The sequence below is a fragment of the Pseudomonas sp. DWRC2-2 genome (assembly GCF_049897885.1).
GTDB classification, from domain to species: Bacteria; Pseudomonadota; Gammaproteobacteria; order Pseudomonadales; family Pseudomonadaceae; genus Aquipseudomonas; species Aquipseudomonas azotoformans_A.
In genome coordinates, this window is sequence record NZ_JAFCXD010000001.1 from 114453 (window position 1) to 136327 (window position 21875).

Consider the following 21875-nt stretch of genomic DNA (forward strand, 5'->3'; position numbering starts at 1 on the left):
CGGCCACCCAGGACAAGAGCCGCCGCCGAGCATTCTATAGGTTTCTGGCGCGGCTGTTGACGCCGATCCGGCTCAAAACAACCTCAACCCCATCACGGCGCGCTCAGGGTGACCACGTAGGCCCCCGATTGAATGGGCTTGCCGAGGGCGTCCACCAGCACATACCGTTGGTCGTAATAGCGCCCATCACGGCTGTCGGCGACCAACTTGACGTTAGCCTGCGCAGTGCCCAGCGCCTTCACCGTGCGCACAGGTTGCACCACCAACTGGCTGCCACGCAGGGCCTGGGGGCAGCCCTTGAATTCCAGCGTCGACCCGCCTGGCGCAGCCGCATGACAACTGGGCTCGACAATACTGCCGTGAAATTGAATGACGCCTGAGGGCGCCGCCAGGCAAGCCCCCGCCCATACCGCAAGAACGCCGGTAACCAGTGACAAACGTTTAACGTTCATGTCGACGCTCCTTCTTGGGTAGTTAAGAAGGTAGTCGTCTGGCCCGGCGTTTACTTGAGCTTATTCGGCAAAGGCTGTGACGTAGATCAAGGATCCACCTGCCCCATCATTTCTGGAATGCTTTCCGGCCGCTTGGCGTAACGCTGGGCCAGCGCCGCACAGACCATCAGCTGAATCTGGTGGAACAGCATCAGCGGCAGAATCAGCACGCCCATGGTTGCCCCGGCAAACAATACCTGGGCCATCGGCACGCCGGTTGCCAGGCTCTTCTTCGAACCACAGAACAGGATGGTGATGCGGTCCTCCTGATTGAAGCCAAAGGCCTTGCCCAACACGGTTGAGGCCACCAGCACCAAGGCGAGCAACACGCAGCACGCCACCACCAACCCACCCAGCTCCCACAACGGGATCTGGTGCCAGATGCCTTCGTTGACCGCTTCGCTGAACGCGCCATAGACCACCAGCAGAATCGAGCCCTGGTCGACAAACTTCAGCCAGGATTTATTGCGGCCGACCCACTCGCCGATCCAGCGACGGGCGATCTGCCCGGCGATGAATGGCAGCAGCAATTGCACGCTGATTTTCAAGATCGCGTCGACGGTCGAACCACCCTCGCCGTGCACGTTGAGCAACAGGGTCACCAACAGCGGCGTGAGAAAGATCCCGAACAGGCTGGACGCCGCCGCACTGCAAATCGCCGCCGGGATATTGCCCCGCGCCAGCGACGTAAACGCAATTGCCGATTGCACCGTGGCCGGCAAGGCACAGAGGTAAAGCATGCCCATGTACAGGTCTTTGCCGATCAGCGGCGACAGCACCGGCTTGAGCGCCAGGCCCAGCAGCGGGAACAGCACGAAGGTCAGGCTGAACACCAACAAATGCAGGCGCCAGTGCCCGGCACCGGCAACAATCGCCTGGCGCGACAGCTTGGCGCCGTGCAGGAAGAACAGCAGCGCAATCGCAAGGTTGGTGACCCAGCCGAAGGCCACGGCGGTCTGGCCGCTGGCGGGCAGCAGGGAAGCGAGGATCACCGTGGCGATCAGCGTCAGGGTGAAGTTGTCGGGCAGAAAACGGGTGCGAGTCATAAGCAGGATCTTCCGGGGGTTGCCAAGAGCGTCGTCGCGACTCTAACGTAACGGCTTGTTACCGACTAACGCCAATGAGCCAGTAAATGCCGCCTAAAGGACATGACAAGACCGTCCGCCGCAGTGTTCCTGGGCTTTCCAGCCTGCCACGGCCGGTGTACGGACGCACCGAATCCTTGCCCAATCGTGCACTGACCCGTCGCCACAGCCACCCGTGGGTGCAATTGTCCTACGCGATTTCCGGGGTGCTGGAGATCCAGACCAGCGTCGGCCGCTTCGTCGCGCCGCCTCAGCGCGCGGTGTGGATTCCGGCCGGTATGCCGCACCGCGTGTTCAGCTCGCCCCACACGGAGATGCGCAGCCTGTACCTGGATTGCAGCGTCACCGCCTGGGCGGATGAGCGCTGCCATGTGCTGGAGGTAAGCAGTTTGCTGCGGGAGTTGATCCGCAGTTTCAGCGAACTGCCGGTGGAATATGCCGAGGATGGACCGGATGGGCGCCTGGCCCAAGTGGTACTGGACCAACTGGCGGCGGCGCCGCAAGTCGACTTGATGCTGCCGCTGCCGCTGGACCCGCGTTTACGCCAGATCTACCGCAGTTTGAACTCACACCCGGAGCAGCAGACCACCTTGGGCCAGTGGAGTCAGAAGCTGGGGGTGAGCGAGAAGACCCTCAGCCGCTTGTTCCTGAGCGACACCGGACTGACCTTTCGGGCGTGGCGCCAGCGTTTGCGATTGCTCACCGCCCTGCCCGCCCTGGAGCAGGGCGAGCGGGTAACGGATGTGGCACTGGGGTGTGGGTATGAATCCACCTCGGCGTTTATCAATGCGTTTCGCCAGCAATTCGAGGCGACGCCGGGGGAATTTTTTCGCTGAAATCCACGCTGACAATGGCTCGTCGTCAAGGTCGCGTCATGCTACGAGCGATAAAACCCTGAATGATCCGCGCCAACGCCTGAGGAGCCTCTGCGGTCAACAAGTGTCCGCAAGGCAGGACAAACCAATAACCCTCGCGCAGTCGTCGATACAGCAACAGACTGATCTTGATGGGGATCCACTGGTCGTGTTCAGCGGCGATCACGGCAGTCGGACAGCACACCCTGCTCACCTGATCGGTCATGTCCAATGAAAGATCCAGCGCCACTTGGGCGGCGACGGCGGGCCAATGCACCCGCTGGAAAAAGTCCTCAATGCCGTCGGCGACCTGCGCGGGCGTCATTGCGTTCAAGTAAGCCACTGAAAACCCTTGGTGAATGATCTCGTCCGCAAGCTCCCTGGGGGTGTGCGCGAGCAGATGCTGCCACCGCTCAAAGGTGTCTCGAACCCTGGGATGACGCGCATTATCGAAGGGAGCGATCAGCGTCAACGACAACACCTGGCGAGGAAACTCCGCAGCCACCTCCATCGCCAGAGCCGCGCCCAATGAGAAACCAACCAGGTGAACCGCTTGCCCCACGACAGCGCTGATCTGCCGGGCGAGCCACCGCCCCAGGCATTCGACGGTGCGTTCGCCCGTACTCAGCCGCTCCAACCGTGACAGGTCGAATGCAAGCACGCGCAGATCTCCCGACATATGCCCCATCAATGCCTCCCAGCTGGAACGTGGGCTGCCCGCCGTGCCATGAATCAACACCAGGGAGGCCTGGCTGCCCGGCCGCAGTTCGATCAAGTTCAGCATCGTCACACCTTCGCTCGGCATGGTTCGCTAATGATCTTAACCATTACACCCGCCGGTTCAGGTCATTTTTTCTAAAACCAGGCATCAGTTTTTGTGCGTTGAAAGCAAGACCGTGCCCCCTCTAAAAAGAACAAAAGGAGGAATACCATGCAAACGATAGATCCATACCCCGTTACGCCGCTGTACAAAGCCGACTGGAGCTACCCGACCGTCATCTGGTTCGGGGTCGACCGCATCAACGAACTCACCGAAGGTTGTCGGCTCCTTGGCAAGGAGCGGCCGCTGGTGGTGATCGATTCAATGCTGCTTGATCACCCGACAATTGGACTCGCGCTGGAACGCTTGGCGCAATCGGGCATCGACTTCAGGCTTTTTTCCAGCTTCCGATCAGATCCCGATACACGCATGCTAGAACACGGCATCAGAGAGTTCGACGAATACACTCGCGACATGGTGATAGGTATTGGTGGCGGCAGCGCCCTGGACCTGGCCAAGGCCATCGCATTCATGGCCGTGCAAACTGAGCACGTCTGGGCGTTCGAGAGCCTGCCGGATCAATGGAAACGTGCCAACGCAGAGCTGCCCCCCATCATCAGCGTGCCAACTACCGCCGGCACCGGCGCAGAAGTCGGTCGGGCAGCAGTGCTGATAGACGCCCAGGAACACCGCAAGCGTCTGATTTTTCATCCGCGGATGCTCTCCAACCTGGTCATCGTCGATCCCGCCCTGACGTTGTCGGTGCCAGCGCACGTTTCGGCCGCGGTCGGGATCGATGCGTTCTCCCACGCCTTCGAGGCCTATTGCGCCAATGCTTACCACCCCATGGGCGACGGCATTGCGCTGGAGGCCATGATCTTGATCAAGAATTGGTTGCCTGTGGTCGTGCGCGACGCAAGCAACCTGGAGGCGCGCAGTCACCTGAGCGCCGCCGCCTTGATGGGCGCGGTGGCCTTCCACAAGGGGCTGGGCGCCGTTCACGCCATCAGCCATTCCATAGGAGGCGTCTACGGTACGCACCACGGCTTGACCAATGGGGTACTACTGCCCTATGTCGTCGCCTGTAATCGCCCGGTCATCGAGGCGCGGTTGGTCAAGCTGTGCCAAAGCCTGAACCTGGCAGAGCCTGGATATGAGTCGTTCAGCCATTGGCTGAAAGGCTTCCTGGCGGATCTGGGCATCCCCAGCCGCCTGAGCGAAATCATTCACGAACCCTTCGACGCCGATTACATCGCCCACCTGGCAACGAAAGATCCGACCGCCAGAACCAATCCCCAACCCCTCAGCGTGCAGCAGTACAAAACGATCATCGACAACGCATGGTCCGGGCTCTGACCCGATACTCAGGAGGCGACATGTACAAGGACATCGGTTTATTCATCAACGGTACCTGGCGATACCCTCAAGCGGACAGACCCGGCATCGAAATCGTCAACCCCAGCAACCACCAGCACCTTGGCTACGTAGCGCGTGCCGATGTCAACGACCTGGACCAGGCCATTGAAGCGGCCCGGCAGGCATTTACGTTGTGGCGCGACAGCGGCGCCGAGCAGCGCAGCACGCTACTGTATGAAGTCTACCGCCTCATTTTGAACGAGGCCGAAACCATCGCTGCGTCAATGACCCTGGACCAAGGCAAGCCACTGGCAGAGTCTCTGGCCGAAGTGCGCTTCTGTGCCGAGCATGCCAAATGGCATGCCGAAGAATGTAAACGCCTGTACGGCCGGTTGATACCCGCGCGCAACCTCCGGGTTCGCCAACTCGTGGTGCAGCGGCCGGTGGGCGTGTGCTGCGCCTTCACGCCCTGGAACTTCCCGTTCAACCAGGCTATTCGCAAAATCTGCGCAGCGCTAGGTGCCGGTTGTACCTTGATCCTCAAGGGGCCGGAGGAAGCCCCCTCGGCGGTAGCTGCGCTGGCCGATATTTTCAAGCGTGCCGGGCTTCCCGACGGTTGTCTGAACCTGGTCTGGGGCGACCCAGAACAGATCTCCACCTACCTGATCGACTCTCCCGCGATTGCCAAGGTGTCGTTTACAGGTTCCATTGCGGTGGGGAAAAGACTGGCCGCCCAGGCGGGAGCCAAAATGAAACGGGTCAGCATGGAACTGGGTGGCCATGCGCCCGTTATCATCTGCGCGAGCAGCGATGTCGACAAAGTCAGCACGCTTTTAGTCAACGCCAAGTTCCGCAATGCCGGGCAGATATGCATCTCGCCCTCACGTTTTTTTGTGCACGAATCAATTGTTGAAGCCTTCACGGCCAGCCTCCTCGGCAAGATCGACGGCCTACGAGTCGGCGATGGCATGGACCCCGAGACCCAAATGGGGCCTCTGTGCAACGAGCGCCAAGTGACCCGCCTCGAAGCGCTGGTTGACGACAGCCTCGCGGCAGGCGCCAGACTGCTGGCCGGAGGGAGCCGCGTTGACCGGGCGGGCAACTACTTCCACCCCACGGTCCTTGCCGACGTGCCATCCCATGCCCGCTTGATGCAGGAGGAACCTTTTGGCCCGGTGATCCCAATCACTACCTTTCGCGACCTGGACGAGGTGATAGCCCGCGCCAATGCCCTTCCCTATGGCCTGGCAGCCTACGGTTTCAGTGAAGAGCGTAGCGAATGCGCGCAGCTGGCCGACGGTCTCCAAGCCGGCATGATTTCCATCAATCACTACGGACTCGGCATGCCGGAAACCCCCTTTGGAGGAATCAAGGACAGCGGCTACGGCAGTGAGGGCGGGGCCGAGACCTACGACAGTTATTTGTCGACCGTTTTTATCACTGAGCTGACCCGTGATTGAGCAACCGCTTTTACTGAGGATCACACATGAACATCTTGCTTAGAACGTTCCAGGCCTGCGACTTCGATACGATCATTTCCTGGATCGACAACCCGCATACGTTATCGCTTTGGGCCGGCGCTACCTTTTCCTTCCCCTTGGACAAAGATCAGTTGCAACGCTACCTGGACAAGGCCAACGACCGTTATCCCTGGCGACGCCTGTATGCGGCAGTCGATAAAGACAATGGAAAACTGGTCGGCCATATCGAGTTTTCGGATATCTGGCCGCATTTATCCCTGCGCTTCGCGCGCATCCTCATCGGCGATCCCGCAGCGCGGGGCAAGGGCCACGGCCAGGTAATCCTGCGCCAGGCCCTGGCACTGGCCTATGCGCAATTCAACGTCGCGCGCGTCGACCTGGGCGTCAAGAAGGAAAACCTGCTGGCGATCAACTGCTACCGAAAAGCCGGTTTCAACGATATCGGGCTGTGGCCAGAGGCAATCGAGACGCCCATCGGCTGGATCGATGTGCAGTGGATGACCCATACCCGTGGAGACCTGCGCCCATGAGCCCGATTATCCTGTACGGCCACCCGGAGTCCGGCCACAGCTACAAAGTCAAGTTGATGCTCGACGTAGCCCAAGTGCGCTACACCTACCGCGAAGTGGATATTCTTGTTGACCGGAATGCGCGCCCGGAACCTTTCCGGACCTTGAGCCTGGCGCGATTCGGCGAGGTGCCGCTGGTAACCATCGGTCAGGCCCACTACGTGCAATCCAATGCCATCCTGATCGAACTCGCCGACATCCTGGCTTTGTTCGGTGGCAGTGGGCGCAACAACAACGGTGTGTCGTGCAAGGAGTGGTTGATGTGGGAAGCCAACAAACTAGGGCTTTCGCTGCCTCACCTGCGACTGGCCCGCAATTACTTTCCTGACGACTACCCTGCAGGTGCGGTGGAATGGTTGGCAAAACGCTTTGAAGAGGACATCGGCCGGCTGGATCGGGCGCTGCGCGACGGTCGCCGTTATATCCTCGACGACGAGTTGTCGATTGCTGATTTCTCCCTGGCCGGCTACCTGTTCTGGAGCAACCAGGCGCAGGTAGAATTGCCTGAAACGGTGGTGGCCTGGCTGCAGCGCATGGCGAGCTTGAAGGGCTGGCAAAGCCCATACAACTGCTTGTCACAATCACCTGGCTACATCACTTTCGGCCTGATCAAGAGCGAATTCGACCCCCGCCTCACACCCGTCTGACGTCCGCCTGGCGGCGAGGGCGAGAAGCAGAACTTCTCGCCTTTTTTACTTTGGCTACTAGCTGATTGATTGATCCATTTCCTCAGCTGGTTGCGCATGCTTGGCCTGGCCGACCCCGCAGGCCGGCACACCCACTACGGTGGACCGGGCAGGGACAGGCTTGAGCACGACGCCGTTGGCGCCGATTTTGGAGCCCGCACCGATTTCAATATTGCCCAGGATCTTCGCTCCGGAGCCAATCATCACGCCGGTTCTGACCTTAGGGTGACGATCACCCGAGTCCTTGCCGGTTCCGCCCAGGGTGACCCCTTGCAAGATGGACACGTGATTTTCGACCACCGCCGTCTCGCCGATGACGATACCGGTGCCATGATCCAGCATTACACCACGCCCTATGCAACACGCCGGGTGGATATCAATACCCAGCACCACATTGCTTCGTGCCTGCAGGTACAAGGCCTCCAGGCGCCGGCCCTGGCGCAGCAGCACGTGAGCGAAGCGGTAAACCTGCAAGGCGGCAAAACCCTTGGCGAACAGCATGACTTCCAGCTCGCTATGAAACGCCGGATCACGTTGAACCACTGCTTCAAGGTCCGCAGCCATACACACCAGCAGTTCGGGTCGGGCACTGAGATTCAGCAGGACCTCACGTATTTCATCGCGATGCAGCGCATCCTGGGGCACCAGCAGGTTGACGATGTGCACCGCCATGGCCGCCCCCAAGTCCCGGCGCTCGAACACCGAGGCATCAATCAGGTAGTCGAGACCGGGTTGAACGGCAATGGCCTGCGCGGCCTGTGCCCTGAGCAGGTGCCAAGCTCGCGTGGCGTCATCCAGGGTTGCCGCGGTTTCATCAGCGTCAATCAAGAACATGGGCATAAACTCCCTGGTCCGTCGTCGAATTCAGGGCCATGAAACAGGTGCGCACGAACTCGGCGTACCAAGCCGCCCCGGTAAGCAGGATTGCATCATTGAAATCATAATGAGCGCTGTGCAAAGGCGATTCGTCCTGGTCCCGTGCCGACCCCAGGAACGCGAATACGCTGGGAACACGCTCACTGAAGAACGCAAAGTCCTCGGCAGCCAGGGTGGCCTGCGCTTGCGGTTGTACCTGCTGCTCGCCCCAGACCTGTCGCGCAGCCTGCACGGCCAGGTCGACCATGAACGCGTTGTTGACCAGTGGCGGGTAGCTGCGCTGAAAATCCACGGTTGCCCGACACCCGAAGGCTTGGCCGATACCCCTGCTCAGCCGCTCGATGGCCGCAGCCAGCCGATCAACCGTCAGGTAGTCGAAAGCGCGCACGGTCCCGCGCAGGGACGCTCGCTCGGGAATTACGTTGAAGCCTTGGCCGGCCTTCATCTCGGTCACCGTCAACACCGCGCTTTCAAGCGCATTGACCTCGCTGGCCACCAGGGCCTGCAAGGCCAGGCATATCTGAGCGCACGCAACGATCGGGTCAGTTGCACAATGCGGTTGCGCCGCATGCCCTCCCCGGCCTACAAGGTGGATTTCGAACTTATTGCTCGATGCCATCAACGCCCCAGGTCGGGTGGCAAAAGTGCCCGCCGGCAACGCGGGCCAGTTATGCAGGCCGGCGATGGCCTGGATCGCAAAACGGTCGAGCAGGCCATCCTCCAGCATGGCTTTGGCACCCGCCTGGCCTTCCTCGGCGGGCTGGAAGATGAGACACACTGAGCCGTTGAAATCCAGGGTCTGATCAATCAATTCAGCAGCGCCCAGCAGCATTGCCATGTGCCCATCATGTCCACAGGCATGCATGCAGCCCGGGTGCCGCGACACGTGCGCGAAGGTGTTCTGTTCAACGATCGGCAAAGCGTCCATGTCGGCTCGTAGGGCGATACACGGGCCGCCTTTACCTTTGGTGATCAGGCCGACAATACCGGTCTTGGCCAGCCCGCGCGTATAGGGAATACCCAGCGCATCCAGCGCGTTGCAGACCGCATCGCCGGTCAAGTTTTCCTGGTAGGCCAGCTCGGGAATCCGGTGCAGGGTCTGCCGCAGATCGGTGAGTTTTTTTGCAAAACTGTGCTGCTGTTTGCCAGTCATCATGGTGGCGTCCTCCGACAGTCATCATGACGTGTGCCTGCTGGTTGAAAATCGATTTTCATTAAACGCAGGCGTTAAAAAAGCTAAACCCAGTCAGCCTCCCAGATGAATTTCAAACACGCTGGCAAGACGCTTGCGACCTTTGCCGGTTACCATCAATGCGCGTGAGTCGAGCGTGCGCGCCAGCCACTTGTCTTGCAGCATATGCGCAAGCAACACCGCCCCCAGCGATCCACCCACATGGGCACACCGCTGGCTCCAGTCAAGGCACGGATAGGCAAACCGACGGCGCGCCTGGGGCGTGCAATCCATACCCAGGTTCGCCAGCTGTTCAATACCGCTGGACGTCAACTGATACTCTCCCCGCCACACAGACATCCACTCGCGTCTCAGCAAGGCATCATGCACGCTTACCCCTAACTCGCCGGCCAGATGGTCATAACAGCTGCGGGCATGACGCAGATGACAGGGTGTCGAGGGTTTGAATGCAAGCACTTCGAATGAGCTAATGGACAGCAGCCCTTCCAGCGCCTTGGCCACCTCGCCGCTTGCCAGTTGGAAATAGCGGTGCTTACCTTGGCTGACCATGGTCACCAGCCCCTGCTCCAGCAGCTTTTGAAAATGGCTGGATGCCGTCGGTGGGCTTTTCTGGGCGACCACCGCCAGCTCGGTCGCCGTACGGGCCCGTCCGTCCAGCAAGCAACAGAGTATTCGGGCTCTGGCCGGATCAGCGATAGCGGAGGCGACGCTGGCCAAGCGCAGTTCGGATTGCTCAACATCCATTGTTCGATGCTCCTCGAAGTGAAAGTCACACAGGCAGAATAACCTACAAGCCAACAAGGAGGAGATGGCAATGACTAACACGCGTTTTTTTGGCCAGACCGTACTGACCTGCACGTTTGTTCTGGCAATCATCGGGTGGGGTGTTGGCTTCTACGGCCCGCCGATCTACATGCAGGCTGTCATGGACCGCACGGGCTGGCCGGTCGCCCAGGTGTCGGCGGCCGTGACTCTGCACTTTCTCAGCGGCACCCTGGTCATTGCCAACCTGCCACGGTTGTACGCGCGCTTTGGCGTACCCGCCATCACATTGAGCGGTAGCCTGATGCTGGGGTTCGGGGTCAATATCTGGGCGCAGGCAAGCGCGCTGTGGGTGTTGTATGCGGGGGCCATCTGCTCGGGTATCGGCTGGGTCACCCTGGGCGCCGCCGCCGTCAACACACTGATTGCCCCTTGGTACGTCAAGGGTCGGCCCAAAGCGCTGGGCAAGGCCTACAATGGCGCCAGCCTGGGTGGGGTCATCTTCTCGCCCCTGTGGGTCGTGTTGATCGAACGGTTTGGCTTCGCGATCGCGGCACTGGTAATTACCCTTGCAACCGTGGCATTGATCGGTGGTTTTGCCCTGTGGGTGTTCGGAAAAACCCCGCAAAGCGTGGGCCAGTACCCTGATAACCTTGACGCCCCACCCGCACCGTCGACCAACGCCCCTGCCGCGCCCTGGACAACCGCGCAGGCATTCAAATCGACACAATTTCGCTCGCTGGCGGCCGGCATGTCCCTGGGGCTGTTTGCCCAGATTGGCTTGATCGCCCACCTGTATTCGATCCTGGTGGGGCATCTGGGCGCGCAGCAGGCCTCATTCGCCATGGGCCTGGCCACCGCCAGTGCCATGGGCGGGCGGTACGTCGCCGCTAGCCTGATGACCCGTGGCATCGACCGCCGCCACCTGGCCTGTCTGGCTTACGCCGTGCAAGTGCTGGGCACCCTGATGTTGCTGTGCCTGGACCTACACATCGCAACCGCCTGGGCAGCGGTCGTGCTGATCGGTTCCGGGATCGGCAACGCCACCTCGCTGCCGCCGTTGATCGCCCAGACCGAGTTCAGCCAAGAAAATACTGCCAAAGTGATTGCCCTGATGGTTGCCATCAGCCAGGCCACCTACGCCTTCGCGCCAGCATGCTTCGGCCTGATCCGCTCCGCCTATGCCGACTCCGGTCAGGCGGTGACGGCTCTGGTGCTGGTGGCCGTCGCAGTCCAGTTGCTGGCGATACTGACCTTTTATCGGGGTTCGGCTCTGCGCCCTTTCAAAAAAGCCTCGTATTGACCTCCTCTCCCCCGCCAGGCTACGTAGCCTGGCCGGCGCTTTCGGGCCTGGATTTAGCCTTCCTTAACCCACACTTGAAAAATTCTGCGTTGTCAATCGGCTCACCCGCCAACACCATCGAGTGCACCTCTTCACTCGCAGGGAAAGCCCATGAGCTACGAAATTTTCAGGAAAATGGATTGGTCTGCTCTGGTACATGAGTACGACCTTGACGGCAAGCGCCTGCTGCCCTGGAACGGTTACCCCATGCCGTTCGCAGCAGGCTGGTGCGTGGTGCGCCCCCATACACGCAGCGAACCCCATGTGCAGATCGACCAGGAGATCTTCATTGCCTTGAAGGGCACCGGGCGCCTGGTCATCGGCGAGGCGCAGCACCTGTTCGAGCCAGGCGACATCGCAGCCATTCCCAAGCACACCAACCACTACGTCATCAACGATAGCGACGAGGACTTTCACTTTTATGTGGTCTGGTGGGACAAGTTCATCGCGGGTGACTACATGGCGGCCGATATCACGCACCTGGAGACCGACAATGTCTAAATTCATTATCACCATCACGCCACCCACCCCCAATGGCGACTTGCACATCGGTCACCTGGCCGGCCCGTTCCTGAGTGCTGACATATTCACTCGGGCTCAGCGCCAGAAAGGCCATGACTGCGTGCTGGTCTCCTACTCGGATGACTACCAGTCCTATATGTTGCGCCGAGGCCTTGAACAGGGGCGCGACCCCGTGGCCATCGGCGAAGACAATACCCGCAAGATCAAGATCAGCCTTCAAATGGCCGGTATCGAGATCGATCATTGGATGACCTCTCAGGACAACAGCTACTTTCGCGATGCCGTGCTTGAGCTGTACCACCAGGGTGTCAACGACCGGAACATCTATCAGAAAAACGCCCTGGCGCCTTACTGCCGTGCCTGTAATGTGTGGGGCTATGAAGCCTTCGGCCGAGGCCAGTGCAACCATTGCGGCCAGAATTCGGATGCCAGCCAGTGCGAAGAATGCGCCGGGGCCCCGAATTACCTCTACATGAAAAACTTCACCTGCAAACTCTGCGGCGCAGAGCATGAGTGGATCGAAAAAGAACACGCCTATCTGAACATCGGTAAAAACGTGTACAAGCTGCGTCAATGGTTGGGTGACAGTGCCGTACGCCGCAACTCCCGGGCCTTCGCCGAACGGGAACTGGCCCCCACGCCGGAGGATTGGCAAATTACCCGCCATGGTGACGCCGGCCTGGATATCGGCCAGCCGGCCCTCGGCAAGGCGCACACCTGGTTCATGGGCGCGGCGGGCTACATTGCCGCCACTCGGGAACATTTCACCGTCAATCGGCAAACCCCGGAACTGTTCGATGCCTTCTGGTATGCCGACGACACGACGCTCGTCCATTTCCTGGGTTACGACTGCCTCTACAGCCACGGGATCGCCTACCCCATCCTGCTGGCGGGGAGTCGGTACGCGAAAAAGACCCAACGCCTCTACACAAACATGTTCCTCAAACTCAACGGCCTCAATCTCTCCACCAGCCGCAACCATGCCATCTGGATTCGCGACCTGGTCAGCGACTACGACACCGACTCCGTCAGACTTTACATGGCCCTGCTGGCCCCCGAAGAACAAGAAAGCGATTTCGTCGAAACGCAGTTCGTTGACTGGCATCAAGCGTTCTACCAGCAAAAGATCGAGAGCCTGACCGTAGCCGCCATGCACGAGGCACCGGCGTTCTGGCTCGACGGCCTGCAGCGCGACGAACACAAATTGTTGTGCGAGGTATACAACCGCTGGTCCACGGTGACCAGTGCCGACAGCTTTTCGAGTCGCAAGCTGGCGCAGTTGGTGGTCGAGCTTTATGAGATGGCCCATGCGCGGCTGCTGGCGCAGCGTCCACTGTACTACTTGGTGGCGCTCGCTTCGTGTATCGGCGCACCGATCACGCCGACCCTGTCCAGGCAGATCCACAAACGCTGTGCAATCAACTCGGCGCTGGTACTGGATAACCTGATCAACGCCACTTTCCTCGATTACTCCATCTAGGAGCCGACCATGCACAGTGATTTCGAAGTCGCCGTCGTGGGTGCAGGCATTATCGGCCTGACCACTGCGGCCTTGTTTGCCGAGCGGGGTATCGACACCTTGCTGGTAGAACAAAGTCGCTGTGGGTTTGCGGGAGCCACCGCCCACACCGGGGGCATTTGCCGCGCCTTCGAGCCAAATCCGCAACTGGCATGGCTGGCTGAAGTGGTCGGCTTTGAACCGGGCGAAACACACGTAGAGTCGATCCTGCGCGCCCATGAGACAACGACCGGCGCACTTTACCGGTTGCCGCCTGCGTTTACGCAAGCCCCATACGACACCAGGGTGCAGGCAATCTCTGCGCAAGCAGCGGCAAGCCTGCTCGGCCGCACGCACATGGACACGGGTGTCTATTACCATGAACCCGGTGCTGCGATCAGTGACGTGCACGCCACCATGAGCAGCCTGCGAACCACGCTGCGCAAACGCGCCAGCGTGATCGAACATTGCACCGTGCAACGCCTGGTGGAGGGCGATGCCCATGTCGACGTTCATGGCCTTGAAACCCACTACCGCGCGCGCCATGTCATCAACGCGGCCGGGGCGTCCAGCCCGACGCTCAGTGCGGTCGATGGCGCAGAGGTTCGTACCATTCCCCACTTCAAGTTGCGTGGGCCAACGGTACCCACGTTGCCCTGCATCGATTTTGTCAGTGGTAACTATCTGCTTCCGCTGTCCGCCGAGTTGTTGCAAAGCAGCACGACCTTGAGGCCCAGTCTTGCGCAGATTGCCGACGATCCTGGGCGACTGCCGCGCATGGTCGAGGATTGCAAACTACGTCTGTGCGCCCTGGTGGAAAATATCGAGGAGTATCAGTTGCTCTCGATGGGCCTGGCCCTCGACCTGTATACCCCGGACGGCTTGCCCAGGCTCGGGCCGTGTCGTCCAGGCTCGCGTATCTGGCTGGCAACCGGCCTCAACGGCATTGGCTACAAGTACGCCTACCCGATCGCCACACGCCTCTACGAACGAATAACCCAGCAGCGCTAGTTCATTCCAGGTTTCACCGCAGTTCGCACACCTTGAAACCCACGTCCAGGGAGGGACAACCATGCCCTTTTGCATTGGTATTTCAGCGATTTTCGAGAGTTCCCGAACCGTGCATGCCCGCACGTTTCTCATGGCGGTGAATCACTTCATCAACCACCACGACACCCATGGCCTGACCTTTCGCTTCGAAGATGACGACGCCAGCTACGACGGCGGTCGTCGTGCGGCACAGCGTTTACTCGACCAGGGCGCACAGGTGATCGTCGGTCATTTCTCCTCGGATGCCGCCATGGGGGCGCTGCCGCTGTACCGAGCCGTCGGGGTGCCTGTGTTATTACCGGCGGCTACCAAGCAGGATCTGCTGGGCATGGAGCCTCATGCCTTTCGCCTGTGCCCATCCGACACAGGCCTGGTGACGCTGCTGGCGCGCCGCATACGCGACGACATCCCCGGCGCTCGCCTGCTGGTCGCGCATGACTCGACCGACCACGGAGAATCCCTCGCCCGTGCCCTGATTTCAACCCTGGCGGGGTCGAACGTACGCCTGACGCTCACCCTTGAGCAAGCCGACGCTGTGGTGTATTGCGGGCGCCTGAATAACAGCATTCGCTACGTCAACACCCTGCTCAACCGGCGCCGCGACTTGAGGATCTACCTCACTGACGACGCACTTTCCAGCTGGTTCATTCAGAACACGCCTCCCTCGGACACCTTGCGCATCGTGGGTCTGGCGACAGTCGATCCGAGCCAGGCGCTGTATGAAACCTATTACCTGGAAAGCCTGGCCGCGATGCAGATCGCCGCCACCTTGATCCATTGCCAAGACCGCCTGGACACCCTGCGAACCACTCTATTCACCACCGTTCTGGGTGATGTGCGGTTTTGCGACGGGGAGAACCGGTATGCCCGAGCGGCGCTTTGGAAAATCCGCAACCAACGCTTTGTCCCGTCCACTTCCGCTTGATCACAGGTGCCCCATGCAGGTGACCCCCGACTACTACGACATGATCAATATCGGTTTCGGCCCCGCCGGCATTGCCTTGGCCTGCGCACTCGAAGAAGCCGCCCATCAACCATTGACCACAGGGCAATGCTTGTTTCTGGAGAAGAACAGCCACTGCGCGTGGCATCCGGAATTTCTGCTCGACGGCACGGACATCAATCATCACCTGCTGCGAGACCTGGTGACGCCACGCAATCCCCAAAGCCGGCACTCCTTCGCCATGTACCTCAAGGAGCATGGCCGGCTGTATCAGTTCGGCCTGCTGGGGCGCCCGGCCAGTCGCAACGAATGGTCCGACTATGTCGCCTGGGTCGGCAAAGCGTTTGCACCCTACGTGCACTATGACGAACAGGTGTTGGAAATTCGCCCCGCAATCGAAGATGGCCGGGTCGAGCAGCTGTTGGTGGTAACCACCAAAGGGCACTACCTGACCCGTAACCTGGTGCTGTCCACCGGCAGCACCGCCAATATCCCCAGACAATTTGCAAAGCTGTCCAGAACACGCGTGATCCACACTTCACACTACCTGAGCAGCATCTCCGAGCTGGAGCCTCAGGCGCCATGGTCCTTCGCCGTGGTCGGCTCCGGCCAGAGCGCAGGCGAGTCCACCGTCGACCTGCTGCGGCGTTTTCCCAACGCCCGGGTCACCTCGATCCATCGCAGCAGCGGGTTCAAGATCGCGCAGCTCGGTCAGTTTCCCAATCAGGCCTTCCACCCGGAGCGCGTGACCTACTTCCACAAGTTGGGCCAAGCCGAGAAGGCAATGATTCTGGAAGAGGTCAAGTCGACCAACTACTCAGGGATTGATGTCGACGAAAGCCAGGCGCTGTACTCGCTGTTCTACGAAGGGCTGGTCAGCCAAAAGCCGCGGCTGGAACTCAAGGTGTTCACCCACATAGAGTCGGTTTCCCAGGACCAGGCCACCCTGACTTTGCATACCTGCGACCCGTATACCCGCGAGTGCGACAGCGTCAGCGCCGACTACGTCATCCTGGGAACAGGCTACCAACAGGACTACGTGCCCGCCCCGCTTGCCCAGTTGCAGCCCTGGCTGACATTGGGCAACGACAACGGCGTATTGGTGGAGCAGAACTACAGGTTGACCACTGCGCCGAATTTCAAGCCCGCCGTTTATGTCAATGGCCTGTCCGAACGGTCCCACGGTATCGGCGAAGGGCAGTCGTTTTCACTGCTGGCCATGCGCGCCGGCATCCTGACCCATTCCTTGTTCTGAACGCCCGCAGGTGCCCCTATGTATAACGCCTCTTCCGATATCGTATTTGACGACGTTTTCCTCACTATCAAGGGCCTGGGCATCCATTGCGCCCTGAAACTGGACTACTTCAACGCGGCGGGCTCCATCAAGATGAAGACGGCCCTAGGCCTGGTATTGAGTCTTGAGCAACGAGGGCTGATCAACCACCACACAACGCTGATCGAGTCTTCATCCGGCAACCTGGGCGTTGCCCTGAGCATGATTTGCGCCGAGCGCAAGTACCGGTTCACCTGCGTCTGCGACCCGAATGTGTCCCCGTCCAACCTCAAGCTGATGAAGGCGCTGGGCACGGTCATCGTGCAGGTGGACACCAAGGACGACAACGGCGGATACCTGGGCACGCGCATTGCCTATGTCCGGCAGGCCGTTGCAGCGGACCCCAACTGCCTGTGGCTCAACCAGTACTCGAACCCCGCTAACCCCGAAACCCATGCGCGAACGACCGCGACGTCGATTTTCAACAGTTTCACACGCGTCAACTATCTGTTCGTGGGGGCTGGCACCACTGGGACCTTGATGGGGTGTGTTGACTTTTTCAAGCAGCACAGCCCGTGTACCAAGATCGTTGCCGTCGACAGCCTGGGTTCGGTGACCTTTGGTGGGCCGGCAGGGAAAAGACATATTCCGGGACTGGGTTCGAGCCAGATGCCGCCACTGTTTCGCGCTGACGACCTGCACGCACTGGAGGTCATAGAGGAGCGCGACACCATCCAGATGTGCCGCTACATGGCCAGGGAAAACGGCCTGCTGTTCGGCGGTTCTACCGGCACCGTGCTTGCCGGGGTGATGGCCTGGAAAGACCGGATTCACCCCGACGCAACGGTGGTCGCGATTTCTCCGGATGCAGGTGAGCGCTACCTGGACACCATCTACAACGACGACTGGGTACGCACGCGCTTCCCAAACTATGACTTCAATCGCCTCTGCCCCAGCGCGCTCACCTGCCACAAGGAACACTCACATGCATAGCGACCATCACGCCTTCCACGTCGTACGCGGCCGTACGATCAAGGCCATCTTTGAAACGTATTCCACCCTGGCAATGGATGTGGTGCTGACCACCTACCTCGCACACCACCGTGGCCGCAGCGAAAACCCGGACAGCTATTTCCTGCGATTCCAGGACGCGCCCGCCAATCGCATCATTGCCTTGCCCGCTGCGCTTTTGGAGGGCGAGGACAGGATCGCAGGGATCAAATGGATCGCCAGTTTTCCCGCCAATACTCGGCAAAACCTGCAGCGCGCCTCTGCGACGCTGGTACTCAATGACCTCGAGACCGGCTACCCCATCGCACTGCTGGAAGCCTCGATCATCAGCGCCATGCGGACGGCGGCGTCGGCGGTGCTGGCAGCGCACCACCTGCTGGGCGGCCGCAATGCTATCCCAAGCCTGTCTTTTATTGGCGCCGGGGTTATTTCACGCACGGTCCTGGAACAGTTCAAGGCCCATCGATGGGTCATCGGACAGGTGCTGGTGCATGATACCGATCCCGCCAGCGCGGCCGCCTTCGATGCTTATGCCACCGCCCTGGGGTTTGATTGCGTGCAGGATCAAAGCCTGCAACACGCGTTGGACAACGACGTCGTGGTACTGGCAACCAATACGGCACAGCCCTATATCGACGAGCGGTACACCCTGAGGACAGGCGGCGTGGTGCTCAACCTTTCGCTTCGCGACCTGGCGCCCTGCCAGATACTCAAGGCCTTCAACATGACCGATGACACCCAACACTGCCTCAAGGCCAACACGTCGCTGCACGTGACGCAGCGGCAAGTGGGCCACCACGACTTTATCCAGTGCAGCCTCGCACAATTGCTGCTCGGTGAAGCCGACGCCGACCCATCCCGCCCAATGATCTTCTCGCCATTCGGCTTAGGTGTACTGGATGTAGCGCTCGGGAAAAAAATCCTGGACATCGCCCTTTCCCGGAACGAGACGGTAGCCGTGGATGACTTTTTCGAATCCACCCTGCGTTGGAGTTGAACCATGCGCTTTGCACTGATCGGCATGGGGCCTACCGGCCTGCTTGCACTGACCAAGACTTTCTCAATGGCCAAACGTCACCCCCATCTGTCGGTGACCGTGCATGCCTTCGACGCCCAGGCACCGGGCCAAGGCGTTCACCGTAGCGATCAGCCCCAGTACTTGCGCCTGAACACAGTAGCGGAGCAACTGTCGATGTTTGAAGACGGTGACTTTTCGCTGTTCCCGCGCCATGCCTTTCGCCCCACACTCTATGAGTGGATGGCGCATGAGCATCCCCACGTGGTCCGTGGCGAGCAGGATCGCTTCGCGTTTTTGCCACGTAAGTACCTGGGCCTGTATCTGCAGTGGTATTACACGCAACTGCTTGAACGCATCCCCGTCAATGTGCACTTCAAATGCACGTGCATCGCTATCAACGCGATCGCGGAAGAGCCGGACGGGCGCTTTCGATTAGTCGCAACTCCACCGCCCCAAGGCGCCTACGACACCCTATTGCTGTGTACCGGACATGGGTTGCTCCCCATGCGGGGGGCGAGCGCGCCCTCGACACTCGCCTACCCTTTGCCTGACACGCTAAAAGCCATCACAGCGGGTTCAACGGTAGCCATCCAGGGCGTCGGCTTGACCGCCATGGATGTCGTCGCCGCGCTGACCGAGGGCCGCGGAGGGGTGTTCGAACGAACCCCGGCGGGGTTGCACTATCAGCCATCCGGACAGGAACCGCTGATCAGCCTGTACAGCAACTCCGGCATGCCCTACAGAGCCCGGCCGGAAACCGACGAAGCGGTGGTTCGTCACCAACCGTTGATCATGACGCAAGCGGCGCTCGATCAGCTCAGGCAAGGCAAAGGCGATCACACCCTCGACTTTGAAGAGGACCTGCTACCCCTGCTCCATCAGGAAATGCAAGCAGCGTACTACTGTGCCTGTGCCAGCCAGTACGAATATAGCGCCTACACCTATCAGAGCCACTACCACCGTATGCGCACCCAGTTGCAACAGGCACAGGCCAACGGACAACTCGGCGCGTTCCTGGCCACCCTGGCCCGCATCCACGGACCGTTCGACCCACGGGACGTGCTTGCCTGCAGCCCTCCGGACACCGTGACAGCCAGCGAATATCCACGCTGGTTTTTCGAGCAACTCCACGCCGATCTACATGAAAGCGCATTGGGCTGCCGGCGCAGCCCGCTCAAGAAATCCCTGGAGGTATGGCGCGACCTGCGCGACCAACTGTGTCATGCCATTGATTACCAAGGGCTGAACCCCGACGCTCATCGGATGTTCTACGCAACGTTCTGCCCGTTGATCAACAGATTGGTGGCCGGCCCCCAGAAGGAGCGCCACGCGGAATTGCTGGCATTGATCGAGTGCGGCGTGGTCAGCGTCCTGCCTGGATTTGACGCCACGGATAGCTTTGACCCAACGACGCAACGCCACAGTGTCGAACTCAAGCGACCCGAACCCCAGCGCTTTGAGTTCGAGTACTTGATCAAGGCCAATTTCAGCGCCCATGGTACCCGGCAAGCACTGCTGGCTTTGCTGGCGCCCGTGATAAAACCCGGCTCCACGCCTTCGTCCACCGCTTACAGTGACTTCACTGATCTTCATCACCCCGTCTTTATCAATGAACACTTACAACCACGTACTTATGTATTTGGCCCGCCCTTGGAAGGCGCTAGTTATTACAACCACTACATACCATCCCTTCAGCGCTCTCGGGTTTCAACCGCACTTGAAAACTGCCTGAAAAATGCTTTCAACTATTACAACCACTGTTTCACTGAGACATTCTAAATCATCAACTCCCCATTTGGTCAGCGGCACTACAAATGCACAACAGCTATCACTTGCGGAGCAAAACCTTTGAGATTAGCGTACAAGAGTTCTTGCCACACCCGACCGATCATCTCGTCATTCCGGACGCGCAGTAGATGGTAAAACCAGCTGTTGGCTGGCCTGTGAGTGCACCACAACAGCGCAACAAGAACATCTATAAGGGAATATTGATGCTTCGTTCAGCCGATACTACCTGACCGGGACACGACCGGTTATTACTGAGCAACCCAAACTACTTGTCGACGCCATTCGAACGAGCAAACAGTGTCATTTATATAACAATCACACCTACTGCCACCGTGTCGAAATCGCGCAGTCGCTACACCACAGCAAGGACAGAACGATGAGCAGATCAATGCCACTATCATCGCTCCATATATTTGTGGAAGTTTGCAGATACAACAGCATGAAAAAAACCGCCGATGCACTATGCGTTACGCCTGGCGCGATCAGTCAACAAATTAAAAGTCTTGAGGAGCGCATGTCCGTGAGGCTGTTTGAACGCTCTCATCGGGAAATCAGCCTGACCGGCGCGGGGCAAAACTTATTGGATCAGTTGGCCGTGTCTTTCGATAATATCGAAGCGGTCTGGGAAGATTTCGAATCATTCCGAAGTAGATCCGCCCGACTGTCGGTCAACACCACGTCCTCTTTCGCCAGTTCGTGGCTGATCCCCAGACTTACACGGTTCCACCAACATTGGCCGGACATTGAGATCAACTTGTCGACCTCCCAATCCCCGGCGGACCTTCGCCGCGATGGGATTGATGTGGCAGTGCGCCTTGGTCTCGGCAGTTTTCCTGGCCTACACAGTGAAAAACTGTGGGCACCGAAAATCTTGACCATCGCTCACCCGCGCCTACTGGAGAAAGATCGCAAGATCGAAACGCCCGCCGACTGCCTGTTTTACCCCCTGCTCCAGGACGCCAGCCGTTCGATCTGGAAGCTATGGTTTAAAAGCCATGGCGTCGAAGACCACCGCTCACGACGCGGTTCCAGCTTTACCGATGACCACCTGCTCATCGATGCCGTCATCGCAGGTCAGGGCCTGGCCCTGGTCAGTGATGTGCACGCTCGTCCAGCCATCGAAGCCGGGCTGGTGGTGCCCGTGTTAAAGGCAGCCACCGACGTTGAGGCGGCGTACTACTTGGTCAGCACACAGGAGAAGGCCGAAGACTGGAAGATCAACATCTTCAGAACCTGGCTGAAAACTGAAGTGAAGTTGTTTTTTGGTGGATCGGAACACCTGTTCCTCGCCGAACAACGCGAGTGCGTCTAGCAACAG

General features: G+C 59.6%; 21 protein-coding genes. 15 read left to right on the plus strand and 6 right to left on the minus strand.

Going from position 1 to position 21875, the window contains the following annotated elements:
* Positions 1-92 precede the first annotated feature (92 nt).
* Both ACP7EW_RS00605 and ACP7EW_RS00610 read right to left on the minus strand, forming a co-directional pair.
* A complete protein-coding gene (locus ACP7EW_RS00605; protein ID WP_426214556.1) occupies positions 93-452 on the minus strand; it encodes a type 1 fimbrial protein in 360 nt (119 codons plus the stop codon).
* Between the two features lie 86 nt (positions 453-538).
* Positions 539-1537: a bile acid:sodium symporter family protein gene (locus ACP7EW_RS00610; RefSeq protein WP_426214558.1), complete on the minus strand. Its 999-nt coding sequence runs from the start codon at positions 1535-1537 to the stop codon at positions 539-541.
* Positions 1538-1623: 86 nt separating this feature from the next.
* Between ACP7EW_RS00610 and ACP7EW_RS00615 the strand changes: the two genes are divergently transcribed.
* The gene (locus tag ACP7EW_RS00615; RefSeq protein ID WP_038847002.1) at positions 1624-2412 is read left to right on the plus strand and encodes an AraC family transcriptional regulator; all 789 of its coding nucleotides are present in this window, start codon (positions 1624-1626) and stop codon (positions 2410-2412) included.
* A 25-nt stretch (positions 2413-2437) separates the two neighbouring features.
* Here the strand turns inward: ACP7EW_RS00615 and ACP7EW_RS00620 are convergent, their stop codons facing one another.
* Positions 2438-3214: an alpha/beta fold hydrolase gene (locus tag ACP7EW_RS00620; protein WP_426214560.1), complete on the minus strand. Its 777-nt coding sequence runs from the start codon at positions 3212-3214 to the stop codon at positions 2438-2440.
* A 147-nt stretch (positions 3215-3361) separates the two neighbouring features.
* Here ACP7EW_RS00620 and ACP7EW_RS00625 point away from each other — a divergent pair, with 147 nt between their 5' ends.
* From ACP7EW_RS00625 to ACP7EW_RS00640, 4 genes are read left to right on the plus strand one after another with little or no spacing between them, the layout of a single operon-like run.
* Positions 3362-4546: an iron-containing alcohol dehydrogenase gene (locus ACP7EW_RS00625; protein ID WP_426214562.1), complete on the plus strand. Its 1185-nt coding sequence runs from the start codon at positions 3362-3364 to the stop codon at positions 4544-4546.
* 20 nt (positions 4547-4566) lie between these two features.
* Complete coding sequence (locus tag ACP7EW_RS00630) at positions 4567-6006, plus strand: NAD-dependent succinate-semialdehyde dehydrogenase (RefSeq protein WP_426214564.1); 1440 nt, start codon at positions 4567-4569, stop codon at positions 6004-6006.
* A 26-nt stretch (positions 6007-6032) separates the two neighbouring features.
* On the plus strand, positions 6033-6557 hold the full coding sequence (locus ACP7EW_RS00635) for a GNAT family N-acetyltransferase (RefSeq protein ID WP_426214566.1): 525 nt from the start codon (positions 6033-6035) through the stop codon (positions 6555-6557).
* Positions 6554-7243, plus strand: a complete 690-nt coding sequence (locus ACP7EW_RS00640; RefSeq protein WP_426214568.1) for a glutathione S-transferase family protein — start codon at positions 6554-6556, stop codon at positions 7241-7243. Before ACP7EW_RS00635 ends, ACP7EW_RS00640 begins: the two co-directional genes overlap by 4 nt.
* Before the next feature lie 57 nt (positions 7244-7300).
* Here the strand turns inward: ACP7EW_RS00640 and cysE are convergent, their stop codons facing one another.
* The 3 genes from cysE to ACP7EW_RS00655 form a co-directional block, all read right to left on the minus strand.
* Positions 7301-8116, minus strand: coding sequence for a serine O-acetyltransferase (cysE, locus tag ACP7EW_RS00645; RefSeq protein WP_426214570.1), 816 nt, complete (start codon positions 8114-8116; stop codon positions 7301-7303).
* Positions 8103-9314, minus strand: coding sequence for an amidohydrolase (locus ACP7EW_RS00650; protein WP_426214572.1), 1212 nt, complete (start codon positions 9312-9314; stop codon positions 8103-8105). The genes cysE and ACP7EW_RS00650 overlap by 14 nt, the downstream gene beginning before the upstream one ends.
* 90 nt (positions 9315-9404) lie before the next feature.
* On the minus strand, positions 9405-10094 hold the full coding sequence (locus ACP7EW_RS00655) for an ArsR/SmtB family transcription factor (RefSeq protein WP_426214574.1): 690 nt from the start codon (positions 10092-10094) through the stop codon (positions 9405-9407).
* Between the two features lie 70 nt (positions 10095-10164).
* On the opposite strand from ACP7EW_RS00655, the gene ACP7EW_RS00660 reads away from it, so the two are divergent.
* The 10 genes from ACP7EW_RS00660 (at position 10165) to ACP7EW_RS00705 (ending at position 21869) form a co-directional block, all read left to right on the plus strand.
* Positions 10165-11415, plus strand: a complete 1251-nt coding sequence (locus ACP7EW_RS00660) for an MFS transporter (protein ID WP_426214576.1) — start codon at positions 10165-10167, stop codon at positions 11413-11415.
* Positions 11416-11565: 150 nt separating this feature from the next.
* A complete protein-coding gene (locus ACP7EW_RS00665) occupies positions 11566-11955 on the plus strand; it encodes a cupin domain-containing protein (RefSeq protein ID WP_426214578.1) in 390 nt (129 codons plus the stop codon).
* A complete protein-coding gene (locus ACP7EW_RS00670; protein ID WP_426214580.1) occupies positions 11948-13456 on the plus strand; it encodes a methionine--tRNA ligase in 1509 nt (502 codons plus the stop codon). Before ACP7EW_RS00665 ends, ACP7EW_RS00670 begins: the two co-directional genes overlap by 8 nt.
* Positions 13457-13465: 9 nt before the next feature.
* Positions 13466-14485, plus strand: a complete 1020-nt coding sequence (locus ACP7EW_RS00675) for an NAD(P)/FAD-dependent oxidoreductase (RefSeq protein WP_426214582.1) — start codon at positions 13466-13468, stop codon at positions 14483-14485.
* A 61-nt stretch (positions 14486-14546) separates the two neighbouring features.
* Positions 14547-15449: an ABC transporter substrate-binding protein gene (locus ACP7EW_RS00680; RefSeq protein ID WP_426214584.1), complete on the plus strand. Its 903-nt coding sequence runs from the start codon at positions 14547-14549 to the stop codon at positions 15447-15449.
* Positions 15450-15462: 13 nt separating this feature from the next.
* Complete coding sequence (locus tag ACP7EW_RS00685) at positions 15463-16722, plus strand: SidA/IucD/PvdA family monooxygenase (RefSeq protein WP_426214586.1); 1260 nt, start codon at positions 15463-15465, stop codon at positions 16720-16722.
* Between the two features lie 18 nt (positions 16723-16740).
* Positions 16741-17733, plus strand: coding sequence for a 2,3-diaminopropionate biosynthesis protein SbnA (gene sbnA / locus ACP7EW_RS00690; RefSeq protein ID WP_426214588.1), 993 nt, complete (start codon positions 16741-16743; stop codon positions 17731-17733).
* Positions 17726-18748 carry a 2,3-diaminopropionate biosynthesis protein SbnB gene (gene sbnB, locus ACP7EW_RS00695; RefSeq protein WP_426214589.1) on the plus strand — a complete coding sequence of 341 codons (1023 nt, stop codon included), beginning with the start codon at positions 17726-17728 and terminating at the stop codon, positions 18746-18748. The genes sbnA and sbnB overlap by 8 nt, the downstream gene beginning before the upstream one ends.
* 3 nt (positions 18749-18751) lie before the next feature.
* Positions 18752-20548 carry an FAD/NAD(P)-binding protein gene (locus tag ACP7EW_RS00700; RefSeq protein WP_426214591.1) on the plus strand — a complete coding sequence of 599 codons (1797 nt, stop codon included), beginning with the start codon at positions 18752-18754 and terminating at the stop codon, positions 20546-20548.
* A 397-nt stretch (positions 20549-20945) separates the two neighbouring features.
* Positions 20946-21869, plus strand: a complete 924-nt coding sequence (locus ACP7EW_RS00705) for a LysR substrate-binding domain-containing protein (RefSeq protein WP_426216351.1) — start codon at positions 20946-20948, stop codon at positions 21867-21869.
* The last annotated feature ends 6 nt before the right edge of the window (positions 21870-21875 follow it).